The organism is Nitratireductor sp. J20-h4, from assembly GCF_056780505.1.
Genome location: NZ_CM165557.1, coordinates 1,477,647 through 1,494,121 on the forward strand (window position 1 = coordinate 1,477,647; position 16,475 = coordinate 1,494,121).

Annotated in this window: 14 protein-coding genes and 1 pseudogene; 12 read left to right on the forward strand and 3 right to left on the reverse strand. The window is 66.5% G+C overall.

Annotation, left to right across the window (positions count from 1 at the left end):
- Nucleotides 1–2 precede the first annotated feature (2 nt).
- From ACT2B0_RS07175 to ACT2B0_RS07225, 11 genes and pseudogenes are all read left to right on the forward strand, one after another.
- Nucleotides 3–3,758: a nitrate reductase subunit alpha gene (locus ACT2B0_RS07175; protein ID WP_473463007.1), complete on the forward strand. Its 3,756-nt coding sequence runs from the start codon at nt 3–5 to the stop codon at nt 3,756–3,758.
- Nucleotides 3,755–5,293, forward strand: a complete 1,539-nt coding sequence (gene narH, locus ACT2B0_RS07180; RefSeq protein WP_473463010.1) for a nitrate reductase subunit beta — start codon at nt 3,755–3,757, stop codon at nt 5,291–5,293. Before ACT2B0_RS07175 ends, narH begins: the two co-directional genes overlap by 4 nt.
- Entirely contained in the window at nt 5,293–6,003 is a 711-nt protein-coding gene (gene narJ / locus ACT2B0_RS07185) for a nitrate reductase molybdenum cofactor assembly chaperone (protein WP_473463012.1), read from the forward strand. Before narH ends, narJ begins: the two co-directional genes overlap by 1 nt.
- A gap of 12 nt (nt 6,004–6,015) precedes the next feature.
- Complete coding sequence (gene narI, locus ACT2B0_RS07190) at nt 6,016–6,735, forward strand: respiratory nitrate reductase subunit gamma (protein ID WP_473463015.1); 720 nt, start codon at nt 6,016–6,018, stop codon at nt 6,733–6,735.
- A gap of 3 nt (nt 6,736–6,738) precedes the next feature.
- The gene (locus ACT2B0_RS07195) at nt 6,739–7,647 is read left to right on the forward strand and encodes a peptidylprolyl isomerase (RefSeq protein ID WP_473463016.1); all 909 of its coding nucleotides are present in this window, start codon (nt 6,739–6,741) and stop codon (nt 7,645–7,647) included.
- Nucleotides 7,648–7,657: 10 nt separating this feature from the next.
- Nucleotides 7,658–8,227 carry a hemerythrin domain-containing protein gene (locus tag ACT2B0_RS07200; protein WP_473463019.1) on the forward strand — a complete coding sequence of 190 codons (570 nt, stop codon included), beginning with the start codon at nt 7,658–7,660 and terminating at the stop codon, nt 8,225–8,227.
- Nucleotides 8,217–8,821 (forward strand): annotated as a pseudogene (locus tag ACT2B0_RS07205) (carbonic anhydrase). Before ACT2B0_RS07200 ends, ACT2B0_RS07205 begins: the two are co-directional and overlap by 11 nt.
- A 1-nt stretch (nt 8,822) precedes the next feature.
- The gene (locus ACT2B0_RS07210) at nt 8,823–10,133 is read left to right on the forward strand and encodes a molybdopterin molybdotransferase MoeA (RefSeq protein ID WP_473463021.1); all 1,311 of its coding nucleotides are present in this window, start codon (nt 8,823–8,825) and stop codon (nt 10,131–10,133) included.
- The gene (locus tag ACT2B0_RS07215) at nt 10,130–10,672 is read left to right on the forward strand and encodes a DUF2478 domain-containing protein (protein WP_473463024.1); all 543 of its coding nucleotides are present in this window, start codon (nt 10,130–10,132) and stop codon (nt 10,670–10,672) included. The genes ACT2B0_RS07210 and ACT2B0_RS07215 overlap by 4 nt, the downstream gene beginning before the upstream one ends.
- A 133-nt stretch (nt 10,673–10,805) precedes the next feature.
- Nucleotides 10,806–11,810, forward strand: coding sequence for a tRNA dihydrouridine(20/20a) synthase DusA (dusA, locus tag ACT2B0_RS07220; protein WP_473463026.1), 1,005 nt, complete (start codon nt 10,806–10,808; stop codon nt 11,808–11,810).
- 143 nt (nt 11,811–11,953) lie between these two features.
- Nucleotides 11,954–12,781, forward strand: coding sequence for a sulfite exporter TauE/SafE family protein (locus tag ACT2B0_RS07225; RefSeq protein WP_473463029.1), 828 nt, complete (start codon nt 11,954–11,956; stop codon nt 12,779–12,781).
- A gap of 4 nt (nt 12,782–12,785) precedes the next feature.
- On the opposite strand, the gene ACT2B0_RS07230 is transcribed toward ACT2B0_RS07225, so the two are convergent.
- Together ACT2B0_RS07230 and ACT2B0_RS07235 are read right to left on the reverse strand one after the other, a co-directional pair.
- On the reverse strand, nt 12,786–13,481 hold the full coding sequence (locus tag ACT2B0_RS07230; RefSeq protein ID WP_473463031.1) for a TIGR02281 family clan AA aspartic protease: 696 nt from the start codon (nt 13,479–13,481) through the stop codon (nt 12,786–12,788).
- Nucleotides 13,482–13,484: 3 nt separating this feature from the next.
- Complete coding sequence (locus ACT2B0_RS07235) at nt 13,485–13,718, reverse strand: DUF1289 domain-containing protein (RefSeq protein WP_473463034.1); 234 nt, start codon at nt 13,716–13,718, stop codon at nt 13,485–13,487.
- 175 nt (nt 13,719–13,893) lie between these two features.
- On the opposite strand from ACT2B0_RS07235, the gene ACT2B0_RS07240 reads away from it, so the two are divergent.
- Nucleotides 13,894–14,892, forward strand: coding sequence for a nicotinate-nucleotide--dimethylbenzimidazole phosphoribosyltransferase (locus tag ACT2B0_RS07240; protein WP_473463036.1), 999 nt, complete (start codon nt 13,894–13,896; stop codon nt 14,890–14,892).
- 4 nt (nt 14,893–14,896) lie between these two features.
- Here ACT2B0_RS07240 and ACT2B0_RS07245 read toward each other — a convergent pair whose 3' ends face one another.
- Complete coding sequence (locus ACT2B0_RS07245; RefSeq protein WP_473463039.1) at nt 14,897–16,417, reverse strand: sensor histidine kinase; 1,521 nt, start codon at nt 16,415–16,417, stop codon at nt 14,897–14,899.
- Nucleotides 16,418–16,475 lie beyond the last annotated feature (58 nt).

A 16,475-nucleotide genomic window follows, 5' to 3' on the forward strand; every position in this document is an offset into this window, starting at 1 on the left:
CCATGTCACATCTTCTCGATCGCCTGAATTTCCTGGCGCGCAAGAACACCGGCACGTTCTCGCAAGGACACGGGGTAACCACCAGTGAGAACCGGGACTGGGAGGACGTCTACAGAAAGCGTTGGCAGCACGACAAGATCGTGCGCTCCACCCATGGCGTGAACTGTACCGGTTCCTGCTCGTGGAAGATCTACGTCAAGGGCGGCATCGTCACCTGGGAAACCCAGCAGACGGACTATCCGCGCACCCGGCCTGATTTGCCGAACCATGAGCCGCGCGGCTGTTCGCGCGGCGCCAGCTATTCCTGGTACATGTATTCGGCCAACCGGGTGAAATACCCGCTGATCCGGTCCCGGCTGCTGAAACTGTGGCGCCGGGAAAGGGCGCTCAAGACACCGGTCGGCGCCTGGACCGCGATCCAGGAGGATCCGGCCAAGCGCGCCGACTACATCAAGGTCCGCGGCCTCGGCGGTTTCGTGCGTGCCGACTGGGACGAGGTCAACGAGATCATCGCCGCCGCCAACGCCTATACGGCGAGAAAATGGGGTCCCGACCGGGTGATCGGGTTTTCGCCGATCCCGGCCATGTCGATGGTGTCCTACGCGGCCGGCTCGCGCTACCTGTCGCTTCTGGGCGGCGTGTGCATGTCCTTCTACGACTGGTATTGCGACCTGCCGCCGGCGTCGCCCATGACCTGGGGCGAACAGACCGACGTGCCGGAATCGGCCGATTGGTACAATGCCGGTTTTTTGATGCTGTGGGGCTCGAACGTGCCGCAGACGCGCACGCCCGACGCCCATTTCTATACCGAAGTCCGCTACAAGGGCACCAAATCGGTCGTCGTGTCGCCGGACTATTCGGAGGCCGCTAAATTCTCCGACCTGTGGCTGCATCCCAAGCAGGGCACCGACGCAGCACTCGCCATGGCGATGGGCCACGTCATTCTGCGCGAATTCCATCTCGACCGTCAGGCCGAGTATTTCGAGGATTATTGCCGCCGCTATACCGACCTGCCGATGCTCGTGCGCCTGGTCGAAAAGGATGGCCGCTACGTTCCCGACCGCCTGCTGCGCGCCGCCGATTTCAAGGGCGGCCTCGGCGAGAAGAACAATCCCGAATGGAAAACGGTCGCCATCGACGGCAAGACCAAGAAATGTGTCGCGCCGGCCGGCTCGGTCGGTTTTCGCTGGGGCGAGCAGGGCAAATGGAATCTCGAGGCTCGAGATGGCAAGGGCAAGGACGTCGATCTCGACATGAGCCTGATCATGGATGAGGACCACGACGAGATCGCGTCCGTGGCGTTTCCGTATTTCGGCAATCGCGAGCACGACCACTTCCAGGGTACCGATCACGACAGCGTGCTCGTCCGTGCGGTGCCGGCCAAGAAGATCAGGCTCGCCGAGGGCGACGCGCTGGTTGCGACCGTGTTTGATCTGTTCGTCGCCAATTACGGGCTCGATCGCGGGCTGAACGACGACAGCTGCGCCAGCTCCTACGACGAGGACCAGCCCTACACACCGGCATGGGCGGAAAAGATCACCGGCGTGCCGCGCGCGCAGATCATCGCGGTCGCGCGCGAGTTCGCCGCCAACGCTGAAAAGACCAATGGCCGCTCGATGGTCATTCTCGGCGCGGGTCTCAACCACTGGTATCACATGGACATGAACTACCGGGGGGTCATCAATCTCCTGGTGATGTGCGGCTGCGTGGGCCAGTCCGGTGGTGGCTGGAGCCACTATGTCGGCCAGGAGAAGCTGCGTCCTCAGACCGGCTGGCTGCCGCTCGCCTTCGGTCTCGACTGGGGCCGGCCGCCACGGCAGATGAACTCGACCTCGTTCTTCTACGCCCATACGGACCAGTGGCGTTACGAGACGCTGAAGATCGACGAAATCCTGTCGCCGACGGCGCCCGAAGGCCCGTGGGACGGCACGCTGATCGACTACAATATCCGTGCCGAACGCATGGGCTGGCTGCCCTCGGCGCCGCAGCTCAAGGCCAATCCGCTCGACATAGCCGCGGCCGCCGCCAAGGCGAAGAAGGAGCCGAAGGACTATGTCGCCGCCCAGCTCAAGGCCGGAAAACTGGAAATGGCCTGCGTGGACCCGGACGACGAGGCCAACTGGCCGCGCAACCTGTTCGTGTGGCGGTCCAACCTGCTCGGTTCGTCGGGCAAGGGACACGAATATTTTCTGAAACATCTGCTCGGCACGTCGCACGGCCTGCTTGGCAAGGACCTCGGCGAGGAGGGCCGCCAGCGGGGCACCGACGTCGTGTGGCGCGACGAGGCGCCGGAAGGAAAGCTCGACCTTTTGGTCACGCTCGATTTCCGCATGTCCACCACCTGCGTCTATTCCGACATCGTGCTTCCGACCGCCACCTGGTACGAGAAGAACGACTTGAACACCTCCGACATGCATCCCTTCATCCACCCGCTCACGAGTGCGGCGGACCCGGCCTGGGAAGCCCGCAGCGACTGGGACATTTTTAAGGGTATCGCCAAGTCGTTTTCCGAGGTCGCGCCCGAGGTGCTCGGCGTGGAGAAGGATGTCGTGTTGGTGCCGATCCTGCACGACACGCCGGGCGAGCTCGCCCAGCCGTTCGACGTCAAGGACTGGAAAAAGGGCGAGGTCGACCCCGTCCCCGGCAAGACCATGCCCGCGGTCGCTGTCGTGGAGCGCGATTATCCCAATCTCTACAAGCGCTTAACCGCGCTTGGGCCGCTGATGGATACGCTCGGAAACGGCGGCAAGGGCATCTCGTGGAACACGGAGCACGAGGTCGAACTGCTCGGCCGTCTCAACGGTGTCGTCACAGAGGAGGGTGCCACCAAGGGCCGGCCGCGCATCGACAGCGACATCGACGCCAGTGAGGTGATCCTGTCGCTGGCGCCCGAAACCAATGGCGAGGTGGCGGTCAAGGCCTGGGAGGCGCTGTCGAAGAATACCGGCCGCGACCACTCCCATCTGGCGGTGCCGAAGGAAGACGAGAAGATCCGCTTCCGCGACATCGTCGCCCAGCCGCGCAAGATCATCTCCTCGCCGACCTGGTCGGGGCTTGAATCGGAAAAGGTCTGCTACAATGCCGGCTACACCAATGTCCACGAGCTGATCCCGTGGCGCACGCTGTCCGGTCGCCAGCAGCTCTACCAGGATCATCTGTGGATGCGCGCGTTCGGCGAGGCGTTGTGCGTCTACCGGCCGCCCATCGACACCAAGACGATCAATCCGGTCATCGAGGCGAAGTCGAACGGCAAGCCGCAGGTGGTGCTTAATTTCATCACGCCGCACCAGAAATGGGGCATCCACTCCACCTATTCCGACAATCTGATGATGCTGACGCTGAACCGCGGCGGCCCGGTGGTGTGGATCTCGGAGGTGGACGCGGCCAAGGCCGGCCTTGTCGACAACGACTGGGTCGAGGTCTTCAACGCCAACGGCGCCATCGTCGCGCGCGTGGTCGTATCCCAGCGCATGAAGGAAGGCACGATCTTCATGTATCACGCCCAGGAAAAGATCGTGAACACGCCGGGGTCGCAGATCACCGGCCAGCGCGGCGGCATCCACAACTCGGTGACCCGCGCCATCGTCAAGCCCACCCATATGATCGGCGGCTACGCCCACCAGGCCTACGGCTTCAACTATTACGGCACGGTCGGTTCCAACCGCGACGAGTTCGTCGTCGTGCACAAGCTGGACAAGATCGACTGGCTCGAAGGCCCGTACGTTGAACCGGCTGCACACAAGGAGGCGGCAGAATGAAAGTTCGTGCGCAAATCGGCATGGTGCTCAATCTCGACAAATGCATCGGCTGTCACACCTGTTCGGTAACCTGCAAGAACGTGTGGACCAATCGCGAGGGCGTTGAATACGCCTGGTTCAACAATGTCGAGACCAAGCCGGGCATCGGTTATCCCAAGGAATGGGAAAACCAGAAGAAGTGGAACGGCGGCTGGACGCGCAAGGCGAACGGCAAGATAGAGCCGAAAATGGGCGCCAAGTGGCGTATCCTGGCGAAAATCTTCGCCAATCCGGACCTGCCGGAGATCGACGATTATTACGAGCCGTTCGACTTCGACTACGGCCACCTGCAAACGGCCGGCGAAAGCCGGGCCTCGCCGACCGCGCGTCCGCGTTCGCAGATCACCGGCGAGCGTATGGAAAAGATCGAATGGGGTCCCAACTGGGAGGAAATCCTCGGCGGCGAGTTTTCCAAGCGGTCTGTCGACACCAATTTCGAAGGCGTAGAGAAGGAGATCTACGGCGAGTTCGAAAACACCTTCATGATGTATCTGCCGAGGCTGTGCGAGCACTGCCTCAACCCCACCTGCGTGGCGGCCTGTCCCTCTGGCGCGATCTACAAGCGCGAGGATGACGGCATCGTCCTGATCGACCAGGAAAAATGCCGTGGCTGGCGCATGTGCGTCTCCGGCTGCCCCTACAAGAAAATCTATTACAACTGGTCGTCGGGCAAATCCGAGAAATGCGTGTTTTGCTATCCGCGCATTGAGGCCGGCCAGCCGACCGTGTGTTCGGAGACCTGCGTCGGGCGCATCCGCTATCTCGGCGTCGTGCTCTACGACGCCGACCGCATCGCCGAGGCCGCCTCGACGGCCGACGAGCGCGATCTTTACGAAGAACAGCTGAAAGTCTTTCTCGACCCCAACGATCCGGCCGTGATCGCCCAGGCGCGCGCGGACGGCGTTCCCGATGCGTGGCTGGAGGCCGCCAAGAAATCGCCGGTCTACAAGATGGCGATGGACTGGAAGGTCGCCTTTCCGCTGCACCCCGAATACCGGACCCTGCCGATGGTCTGGTACATCCCGCCGCTTTCTCCGCTTCAGTCGGCGGCGGAGGCCGGCAAGATCGGCCTCGACGGCGCCATGCCGGACGTCCGCTCGTTGCGCATTCCGGTTCGTTATCTTGCCAATTTGCTGACCGCGGGCAAGGAGGCGCCCGTCGTCTCGGCGCTGGAGCGCATGCTTGCCATGCGCGCCTATATGCGCGCCAAGACGGTCGACGGCGTCATCGACGAGGCGGTCGCCGACAGGGTCGGTCTGACGGGAGAGATGATCGAGGAGATGTACCACGTGATGGCGATCGCCAATTACGAGGACCGTTTCGTCATCCCGACCTCGCATCGCGAGATCTCCGAGGACGCCTATGACGTGCGCGGTTCCTGCGGCTTCTCCTTCGGCAATGGCTGTTCGGGCGGTTCGAGCGACACCGATCTGTTCGGCGCCAAGCGCACGCGCACCGTACAGACGCCGACGGATATTTTTAAGGAGCGCGTGTGATGAACAAGGCTCTCAAGATCGTCTCGCTGCTGCTGACCTATCCGAACGCCGAGCTGCATGCAGCTCTGCCGGACTTGAAGCTGGCGCTGGGCGAGGCCGGACTCGACGCCAGGCGCGCCCTGTTGCTCGAACGTCTCATCGACGACCTCGCCGCGTGCGACCTCTACGACGCCCAGGAACGTTACGTCTTCCTGTTCGACCGGACCCGCTCGCTGTCGCTTCATCTGTTCGAGCACGTGCACGGCGAAAGCCGCGACCGCGGTCAAGCCATGGTCGACCTGATGGCCATGTACGAGGCCGACGGTTTCGAGATCGATGCGAAGGAACTGCCCGACTACCTGCCTTTGTTCCTGGAATATCTGTCGGTGAAGCCGGCCGACGAGGCGGGGGAGCTGCTCGGCCAGACGGCGCATATCCTTGCCGTGCTGCGCGAGCGGCTGAAGAAGCGCAAATCGATCTACGCCAATGCTTTCGCCGTTCTGGAGGCGCTGACGCGGGCAAAGCCGGATGCCGGGCTCACCCGTGACCTTCTGGCGATGCCGGAGGACGACCCGGCCGATCTGGAGGCGCTCGACCGCGTCTGGGAGGAAGAGGCGGTCACCTTCGGCGGCAATGCCGGCGAGGGCGCCTGCGGTCCCGACCGGCTTCAGCGCCAGGTCCGGGCCGCGCGCCGCAACCCCGCTGGCGCGCCAGATTCGCCGAACGCTTGAGAGGAAACCGCCATGCCTGATTTCTTCAACACGCTGCTATTCGGGATCTATCCCTATATCGCGCTTGCGGTGCTGATCCTGGGCACCGTCGTGCGCTACGACCGCGAACCCTACACCTGGCGGTCCGGTTCTTCGCAATTGCTGCGCCGCAAGCAGCTAGTCTGGGGCTCGGTGCTGTTTCATGTCGGCGTTCTGGTGATCTTTTTCGGTCACCTGGTCGGGCTGTTGACTCCGATCGCCATCTTCGACGCGCTTGGCATCAGCCACGGCGCCAAGCAGCTGCTGGCTATCGTGGCCGGCGGCGTCGCCGGCATCATGGCCATCATCGGCGCGACGCTGCTCGTCCACCGCCGCCTGTTCGATGCGCGCGTGCGCGCCGCGTCGAGCCCGAGCGATACCATGATCATCGTGCTTTTGTGGATCCAGCTCGCGCTCGGCCTGCTGACGATCCCGATCTCGCTGCAGCATCTCGACGGCGAGGAGATGGTGAAGTTCATGAGCTGGGCGCAGGGCATATTCACCTTCAATGGCGCCGCGTCGGGCTACGTCGCCGATGCCTCCATCATCTTCAAGCTTCATCTGGTGCTCGGCCTGACCATCCTGCTCTTGTTCCCGTTCACGCGCCTCGTGCACATGCTGAGCGTCCCGCTGCGCTATCTGTGGCGGCCGGGCTACCAGGTCGTGCGCGAGCGCAACCATCGCGCGGCCCAGACGCGCCTGCCTGCGGAGTGAGCCATGACCACGCTTTATCGCAACCCATCGCTCAACAATCCGGACGCGGCCCGGGACGGCGGCTACACCACCTACCGCGAACCCGACACACGGGTTCCGCCCAAGGCGGCGCCGGTGATCGCTGAGATCGCCGTCAACGGCGTCGCGATCCCCGAAAACGATGTTTTGGCTGAGGCGCAGAACCATCCGGCCGAAAATCCGGGCGCGGCCCTGCGCGCCGCCGCCGAGGCGCTGGTGGTGCGCGAGCTGCTCTGGCAGGAGGCGCAGCGCCTCGGGCTGGACAGTGAGCCTCGGCGTGACGATGCCGGCCGCGCCGAGACGGCGCAGGACGCCGCCATCCGCGTCCTGATCGAGCGCGAGGTCCAGGCACCAAGGGCCTCGGACGACGAATGCCGGCGCTATTATCAGCGCCACCCGGAAAAGTTCGTCACGCAAACACTGCTGGAGGCCCGCCACATCCTTGTCGCCGCGCCGCCGGACGACGGCGAGGCCCGCGCTTCCGCGCGCCGGCAGGCCGAGGCGTTGTGTTCGACGCTGGCCGATGAGCCCGCACGGTTCGCGGCCCTGGCCGCCGGGCATTCCGATTGCCCGTCGCGCCAGCAAGGCGGCAATCTCGGCCAGCTGACGCGCGGCAGCACGGTTGCCGAGTTCGAAGAGGCCGCGGCGAGCATGCGCGAGGGAGAGATCTCGTCCACGCCGGTGGAAAGCCGTTTCGGCTTCCACGTCATCGCGCTCGACCGGCGCATCGAGGGCAGGGCGCTGCCCTACGAGGCGGTGGCCGAGCGCATCGCCGCCTGGCTCGAAGCCTCTTCCTGGTCGAAGGCGGTGTCGCACTATATCGCCGTGCTGGCCGGACAGGCCGATCTGCGCGGCATCGCCTTGAACGCGGCCGAGGGACCGTTGCTTCAATAGGGAGGACGCAATGGACAAGCACGACGAAGCGTTGCGGATGGCCTTGGAAACGCTGGCATCGCCGCCCCCGTCCGACCAGCTTGCCGTACCGCTCGACTATCTGTTTGCCGAGCATTTTCGCCAGCGCATCCTGTGTTGGATGGTCGACCGTGTTGCCGACGCGCCCGAAAGGGACGGTGTGTGCGCGTTCGCCATCCTGCGCTTCCTGCGCGAGGATTTCGGCATGCATGTCCGCGACGAGGAGGAGGATTTGTTTCCGCTGATCCGCCGCAGGGCCCAGCCGGAGGATCGCGTCGAGGATGTGCTGAACGAACTCAGCCAGGAACACGCCTCCGATCATCTCGACGCGACCGCCATCGTGGAGGGCCTGTCGGCGTCGCGCACCAGGCGCCTGGCGGCGGCGTTTCGCGGCCTGCTGCATCGCTTCGCGGCCAATGAGCGCCGGCATCTCATCGTGGAGAACGCCATTGTTCTGCCGCTCGCCCGCGCGCGGCTGACGCTCGACGATCTGGGCAATCTCGGCCGGCGCATGGCGGCGCGGCGCGGCCTCGCATATCCGGGAACCGCCAGTGCTGTCTGACCTGCTTGACCACAACGTCCGCTGGGCGACGGGCAAGGTCCGCGAGGACCCGGACTATTTCCGCCGCCTGTCGGCGCTGCAGCGGCCCGACTATCTGTGGATCGGCTGTTCCGACAGCCGTGTCCCGGCCAATGTCATCACCGGTCTGGAGCCCGGCGAGTTTTTGTGCACCGCAACGTCGCCAATCTCGTCCATCGCGGCGATCTCAACCTGCTGTCGGTGCTGGAATTCGCGGTCGAGACGCTGGAGGTGCGGCACATCATCGTGTGCGGCCACTATGGCTGCGGCGGGGTGCGCGCGGCCATGGACGGGCATCGCCACGGCATCATCGATCATTGGCTGCAGCCGATCCGAGACATTGCCGACGCGCACGAGGACGATCTGGCGTCGATCCTTGATGTCGATGCGCGTCTCAACCGGTTATGTGCGCTGTCGGTCGCGGCTCAGGTGGCGGGGCTGTCGCGCACGCCGATCATCCAGTCGGCATGGAAGCGTCGGCGTAAACTGGCCGTTCACGGCTGGATCTACGGGCTTGACGACGGTTTGATCCGCGATCTCGAATGCGGTTGCGCCGGCAGTATGGCAGGGGGATGACATGAACGTCGACAGCGCCATCGATCCCTCGTGCTGCGGCTGTGGTCACTCGCACCGGTCCCGGGACATGCTGAGCGTCGCGCAGGCGGCCGATCTGGCCCGCTCGCTTGTCGCGCCGGTTCTCGATACCGAGGCGGTTGCGATCGCAGACGCATGCGGGAGGGTCGCCGCGTATGATGTTCACGCGCCGCGCCCGATGCCGTTTTTCGATCAGTCGGCCATGGACGGCTTTTGCGTTCGCATCGCCGACCTGGCCGGGCAGGGACCCTGGCGTATGCCGGTTGCGGCGACGATCGCGGCCGGGGATCGTCCGTCGCGCGGCGACTGGCGCGCAGGCACGGCCACCAGGATATTCACCGGTGCGCCCGTTCCCGCCGGGGCCGACGCCGTCGTCATGAACGAGGATTGCGACGACGAGGGCGGCCATGTCTGCCTCCACCGCAATCCGCGACGCGGCGACAACATCCGCCGGCGCGGCGGCGACGTCGCGGATGGCGCCCTGCTTGTGGCGGCGGAGACGTGTATTGCGCCACGGCATGTCGGACTGCTCGCGGCGAACGGTCTCGTTGGACTTGACGTGCGCCGCCGCCCGCGCGTCGGCGTCTTTTCGACCGGTCGCGAACTGATCTCGGCCGCCGCCCCCGAAGACGGCCGCATCTTCGATGCCAATCGGCCGATGCTGCTTGGTCTGGTCCGCTCGGCCGGCGCCGACGCAATCGACCTCGGCGTCGTCGACGACGACCTGCCGGCCACGGTGCGCTTTTTTTCCGATCACGCCGGGGATTTCGACCTGCTTCTGTCGTCCGGAGCCGTGTCCGCTGGCGCGCGCGACTTCGTCCGCACGGCGCTCGTCGAGGCCGGCGGCAGGATCCACGCCTGGAAGGTCGCCGTGAAACCGGGCAAGCCGGCCCTTTTTGCCACGCTCGGCCGCACCGCCTGTGTCGGCCTGCCGGGCAATCCGCTGTCCGCCTTGGTCGGTTTCGAGCTCTTCGTACGCGCCCAGCTCCTGCGGCTCGGCGGCGCCAGCGGGACGACGCGCGAGGAAGTGTGCGCGGTCGCCGGCTACGCCGCGCGCCGGCGCACGGGACGAACCGAATATGTGCCGGCCCGCATCGTGTCGCGAACGCCGGCGGGGGCGCCGGTCCTGCGGCCGCTCGGCAACGGCAGTTCCGGCACGCTCCACGCGGCGTGTTGGAGCGACGGATTTGCGGTCATTCCCGCGCACCGGTCGGCGGTTGCCCCGGGCGACAGGCTCGGTTTTCTGCCTTTCTGCCCCCAGCGGATGCACGCACGCGACGGAGAGCTCACATGACCGATCAGCCCCTTGCCATCGCCGCGATCCGGTTCGGTGACGGCGACCGTATCGACGACCTGCTTGAGACCGTCGCCCGCACGCTCGGCGCGCGCGGCTGCCGGGTCGCGGGTTACCTGCAGCGCGAGACACCGGATGGACCGGGCTGCTGCGGGGTCATGTATCTGGAAGACATCGCCGGCGGCGCGCGCACGCGCATGTCCCAGGCGCTCGGCGCGGGCGCGCGTGGCTGCCGGCTCGATCCGCAGGCGCTGGCCGAGGCGGCCTGCCGGCTGCAGGCTTCGATCGGTCCGCAAACCGGCCTTGTCGTGCTCAACCGTTTCGGCAAGGGGGAATCCGACGGACACGGATTCCGCAGTGTGATCGCGCAGGCCTGCGAGCTCGGCGTTCCGGTGTTGACTGCCGTGCGCGAGACCTATCGGCCGTTCTGGGAGGAGTTTACGGGCGGCGTCGGCGCGTTGCTTCCGCCTGACGCCGAAGAGGCGACGCGCTGGGCCGTAAGCGCCGCCAGCGCCCGCCGGTCCCCGCGCGCCGCCTGAGCCCTTGCCGCCCGGCCGTCCCGACCCGCCCCCGGGCGCGATCCCGCCGCCGCGCTGGCGAACGCGGCATGCGGCTGCTATAGCGGTTGCGATCGCACGCAAGCCTGTTATCGACGGGACGAAACTTGGAAACATGCCAGCGACTGTGAAAGCTGCCGTGCAAAAACTCGCCGTCGCGCCTATGATGGATTGGACGGACCGCCATTGCCGCTATCTGCACCGGCAATTGACGCGCCGCGCGCTGCTCTACACCGAAATGGTGGTGGCCGATGCCATTTTGCACGGCGAGCGGACGCGGCTGCTCGGCTTTCATCCCGACGAGCACCCCGTGGCGTTGCAACTCGGCGGATCGGAGCCGGCAAAACTCGCCGAGGCCGCCGCGATCGCGGCCGGGTTCGGCTATGACGAGGTCAATCTCAATGTCGGCTGCCCGTCCGACCGCGTCCAGTCCGGCACGTTCGGCGCCTGCCTGATGAAGCAGCCGGCCCTGGTCGGCGCCTGCGTGGCGGCGATTAAGGCGGCCTGCATCGTGCCGGTGACGGTCAAGTGCCGGCTCGGCGTCGACGACCAGGACCCCGGGCCCGCGCTCGACGCGCTCGCGGACGCCGTCTTTGCCGCCGGCGCCGACGCGCTTTGGGTGCACGCCCGCAAGGCCTGGCTCCAGGGGCTGAGCCCGAAGGAAAACCGCGACGTGCCGCCGCTCGACTACGCCCGCGTCTACCGCCTCAAGCAGCGCCTGCCCGACCGTTTCATCGGCATCAATGGCGGCATTGCCACGCTGGACGAGGCGTCCACGCATCTTTCCCATGTCGACGGCGTCATGCTCGGCCGCGCCGCCTACCACCAGCCCGCCATGCTGGCCGGGGCTGATCGGCAGATCTTCGGCGAGGCGCGCGCGCCCGTCGCGCTTGGCGATGTCGTGGCGGCGATGGCCGACTACGCGGCCGCCCATATCGACGGCGGCGGCCGGCTTGCCCATGTCACCCGCCATATGGTCGGCCTGTGCCACGGCCTGCCGGGCGCGCGCCGTTTCAGGCAGATCCTGTCGAGCGAGGCCACCCGCCCGGGCGCCGGTCCCGAGGTGCTGTTGCGCGCCTTTGCCGCCGTCGACCAGGAGGCGGCCGACAAGGCCGCCTGAGCCGCGATCGTGACCCAAACGCTCTCGGGCGCCGCACGCGGCCGTGCGCGATCCGATCCCCGCAGGCCGGGACGCGGCCGGCTGCGACAACGCTGTTTTGGATCGCGGCCCTGCGAGGCTGGCCGATCGCACGGAGACTGCGCGTGAACGATGTGCCGATCGGCGATATTGTGGGCCTGGCCCTGGGGGCGGGCGCGGCCGGCGCCGCGTCGGGCCTGTTGGCCGGACTGTTCGGCATTGGCGGCGGCGCGGTCTTGGTGCCGATCTTCTACCAGGCGCTCGGCGCGCTCGGCGTCGACGAGGCCGTGCGCATGCATGTCGCCGTCGGCACCTCGCTCGCCATCATCGTGCCGACCTCGCTGCGCTCCTTCCAGGCCCATTTCGCGCGCGGGGCGGTCGATGTCGCGCTGTTGCGCAGTTTCGTCGTCGCCGTTCCGGCCGGCGTGGTGGTGGCGAGCCTCGTCGCCGCGTCGATCTCCAGCGCCGGCTTGCGCATCGTGTTTGCCGCCATCGCGCTCGCCGTCGGTCTCAGGCTGCTGTTCAACCGCCCCCACTGGCGCCTGGGCGACCGGGTTCCCGAAAACCCCTGGCGGGCGCTGATCGGTTTTCTGATCGGGCTCTCCTCGACACTGATGGGCATTGGCGGCGGTGTCATGAACAATACTTTCATGACGCTTTACGGCCGTCCGATCCATCAGGCCGTGGCCACGTCGGCCGGCGTCGGCGTTTTGATCGCCGTTCCCGGCTCGATCGGCTATGTCTGGGCCGGTTGGGGCAATCCGCTGCTGCCGGTCGGCTCGACCGGTTTCGTCAACTGGATCGCGCTGGCGCTGATCTTTCCGGTCACCATTCTTGCCGCGCCGCTCGGCGTCAGGCTGTCGCACGCGCTTGAGCGGCGCCATCTGGAAATCGGCTTCGGCCTGTTCATGCTGGTGGTGGCGGCGCGCTTTGCCTGGAGTCTGACGGGCTGACGCGTCAGTCGCGCAGGATCATCACGTCGCCGCGCACGTCGAACCCGGCCAGCGTTTCCAGAAAATTCATCCCGAGCAGGCTTTGCCCCAGCGCGCCGGGTGCTGCGACCAGCACGGCAAGCCCGTTGCGCTCGATCGGGCCGAGCGTGATCGTGTCGACCGAGGTCGCCGCCGCGCGCGCCATACCGTTGGCGGTCGAGACCGGGACGCGGAAGGAAAGCGCGGCGACATCGATGCCGGCCCGGCCGGCATCTTCGGCCGTCAGCACGATCGAACTGGCCCCGGTATCGACGACGAAATGCACCGTGGCGCCGTCGACTTGGGCGCGGGCGCCGAAATGGCCGTCGCCGCGCTTGTCGAGCCTGACCGCGCTGCCGCCCTCGATCGAGATCGGGCTGCCGGGCACGATCCCGGCGGTGATGCGGCTGGCGACATCCTGCAGCTCGTAGCGATATTGGTAGCCGGCCATCAGCACCAGGATGATGAGGAGCCACACCGCGACGTTGCGGGCGATGTCGCCGAGCTTCATCCGCGTGGCGAGGATGGAGGCGGCCAGCACGATGCCCCAGACGCCCAGATAGAGCGTGCGCGCGAAGGCGTCGTCGTCGAGGCCGAATACCGTGCCGCGGTCGCCGCTGGTCACCAGCAGGATGAGCCCGCCGCCGATAAGGGCGATGATGAGCCAGAACAATCGCGACATCGGTCAGCCCGCTGTGCCGCGCGCGCGCGCCAGGCGTGCGCGTTTGGTCTCGCGCCGCGGCTTGCGCTCGATCGTTTCCAGCCGCGCCGGCAGCTCGGCCATCACCTGGCTGCGCGTCTCGGCCGTCATCGCGATCCACTCAGCGATTTCGTCGCGCGTGCGCCCGCAGCCGAAGCAATAGCCGGTCTTGAAGTCGATCGAGCAGACCAGGATGCAGGGCGATTCGATCGCGGTCATCAAAACTCCTTTCCAGCCTCACCGCAGATGGGACAGTTTTGCGACACGCGCAAGGGCGTTTGCGTCGCGCCGGCGCTACCCGGGCGGTCCAGCGTGGTGCGGCGCTGGTGGCCATTGTCGCGCGCGCGGCGGGACGCTATGCCGGGCGATGTAGGATCACAGTTTCGGGTTTTTCATGACGACCGGCTTGCCTTTCGACGACTTCCGCAATCTGTTGCGCGGCCTGCCGCGCGCCGATGAGGCGCCGGCCGACGCCGCGCGCGCGCGGCTCGGTGAACTGGCGCCGGATGGCTCTCTCGGCGCGCTGGCCGGGATCGCGGTCTGGCTCGCACGCGCCAGCCAGCGCATGCCGCCGCTGGTCAGTCGCCCTCAGCTCGCGCTGTTTGCCGGCACGCACGGGCTTGTCGTCCACGGCGTGTCGGCGCGCGCCCCGTCCTGGACCGCGGCCATGGTCGAGCATTGCGCGGCCGGCGGTGCGGCGATCAACCAGGCCTGCCTGGCCGAAGACGTCGCGCTGAAGGTCTTCGATCTGGCGCTCGACCTGCCGACCGGCGACATCAGCCGCGACGTCGCCTTCGACGAGCGCGACTGCGCGGCGACCATGGCTTTCGGCATGGAGGCGGCGAGCGCGGACACCGGCCTGCTCGTGCTCGGCGATTTCAGCGTCGGCGGCGCGGTGGCGGCCTCGTGCGTGCTGGCCGCGCTGCATGGTGGGAGCGGGCGCGACTGGGGTAGCGCCGCGACGCGGGCCGGTGATGCGCCGGGCGATCAAGCCGAAACCGTGATCGATGCCGCGCTTGGTTGTCATCGCGGCCATTTGCGCGACCCGCTCGAAGTGCTGCGCCGTGTCGGCGGCCGCGAGATCGCCGCGATCGCCGGCGCGATCGTGTCCGCGCGTGTGCAAAACATTCCCGTCATCCTTGACGGGCTTGCTTCTCTTGCCGCCGCCGCCGTGCTGCATGCGCTCAACGCCGAGGCGGTGACGCATTGCCGCCTGGCCGCGTCGGCCTCCGACGGGCCTCCGGCGGACGTCAGCGAACGGATCGCGCTAAGGCCGGTGCTTGCCGCGCAAAATATTCCCGGCGGCGGGATCGCCGGTACGCTTGCCGTCGGCATGGTCAAGACGGCGGCGCTCTGCCTGTCGGGCATGCGCCCGATGCCCGCGCCGGCCTGAGTTCTCAGGCCGCGCTCGCCTTCCTGGTCCGTGCTGCAGGCGTCTCCAGCGGCGCCATGACGCGGGCGGCCGGGAAGATCGCGATCGCCTCGGTGCCGAGGCGCAGTTTGGAGCGCAGTTCGAACCGCCCGCCATGGATATCCAAAAGCCCCTGGACGATCGGTAGCCCGAGCCCGGTGCCCTGTTCGGCGCTCTTGATGGCGATCGAGCCCTGGCCGAAGGCCGACAGCACGACCGGGATTTCCTCGGCGGGGATGCCGGGGCCGTTGTCGCGCACCGAAACATATTGCCCGCCGCCGGTGGTCCATCCGGCGCGCACCCTGATTTCGCTGCCGGTCGGCGCGAATTTGATCGCGTTCGACAACAGGTTCAACGTGATCTGGCGCACCGCCCGTTCGTCGGCGTGCAGCCGCGGCAGATCGGGCTCGAACTCGCGCACGATGTGCAGATCCTTGTTGCGCGCCTTCAGCTCGATCATGTTGCAGCACTCATCCACCGCGTGCGCGAGGTCGATCGGTTCTTCCTTCAGCTTGTAGCGCCCGGCTTCGATGCGCGAAATGTCGAGGATCTCGTTGATCAGCGCCAGCAGATGATGACCGGAATCGTGAATGCTGCGTGCGTAGTCGCGATAGGTTTCGTTTTCGATCGGCCCGAGAACCTGCTCGGCCATCACTTCCGAAAACCCCAATATCGCATTGAGCGGCGTACGCAATTCATGACTCATGGAGGCCAGAAATCGCGACTTGGCCAGATTGGCTTCCTCGGCGCGCCGGCGCGCCTCGTCGGAGATCGACTTGGCCGTCTCCAGTTCCGCGATCAGCCCGTCCTTTTCCGTTCGAAACGACAGCAGCATCACCGCCGAACGATGCAGATGGCCTGCGATATAGGAAAAAAACGGCAGCGAGGCGGCCAGGAGCACGGCCATCGCCGCATCGACCGGGTTCCAGAGGTTCACCGCGAGCCAGACATAGGCGGCGACGGGGATCCCGAATGTGGCCAACAGCGCGCCGCGCAGCGCATAGGCCAGGATCGCCGTTGCAGCGATGGCAACCAGCAGCACCACGCCCTTGACGGTGGAAAGCTGGTCGATCTGACAGGTTTCGCAGCTCAACAGCGCGAACCAGGTCCAGCACAGTCCGGTCATGGCATGGACGGTCAGCAGCACAATACGCACCGACGGCACGTCGATATCGGCCGCGTCCTTCCTGACGATATGCGCCGAAAACAGGCCGAGCCCGGCATAGGCGGCCGCCGTCAGCGCCGCCCATATTGCCACCTGCGGACCCATGCCGGCGACAAGGCCGGCAGCGGCCACCGCGGCCGCCAGCACGGGCAGCACCGCGGCGCGGCCGGTCAGCGCACCGGCGTGCAGGCGCAGCATTTCTCGATCGAAGGCGGGGTTGCCGGGCTGCTGGGACAGCCGGTCGCGGGTTTCCCGCACCGTACGCGCAAGGTCGGCGTTGCGGTGGGCCTTGGTGCGGTCCACAATGTTTTTGTCCGCCATGGTGGAGCGTCTTGGCGCCATCGGAACCGGGTTTTCCAAAATTGGATCGACAGCAAAGAATTACTTCCGAATGGTTAAG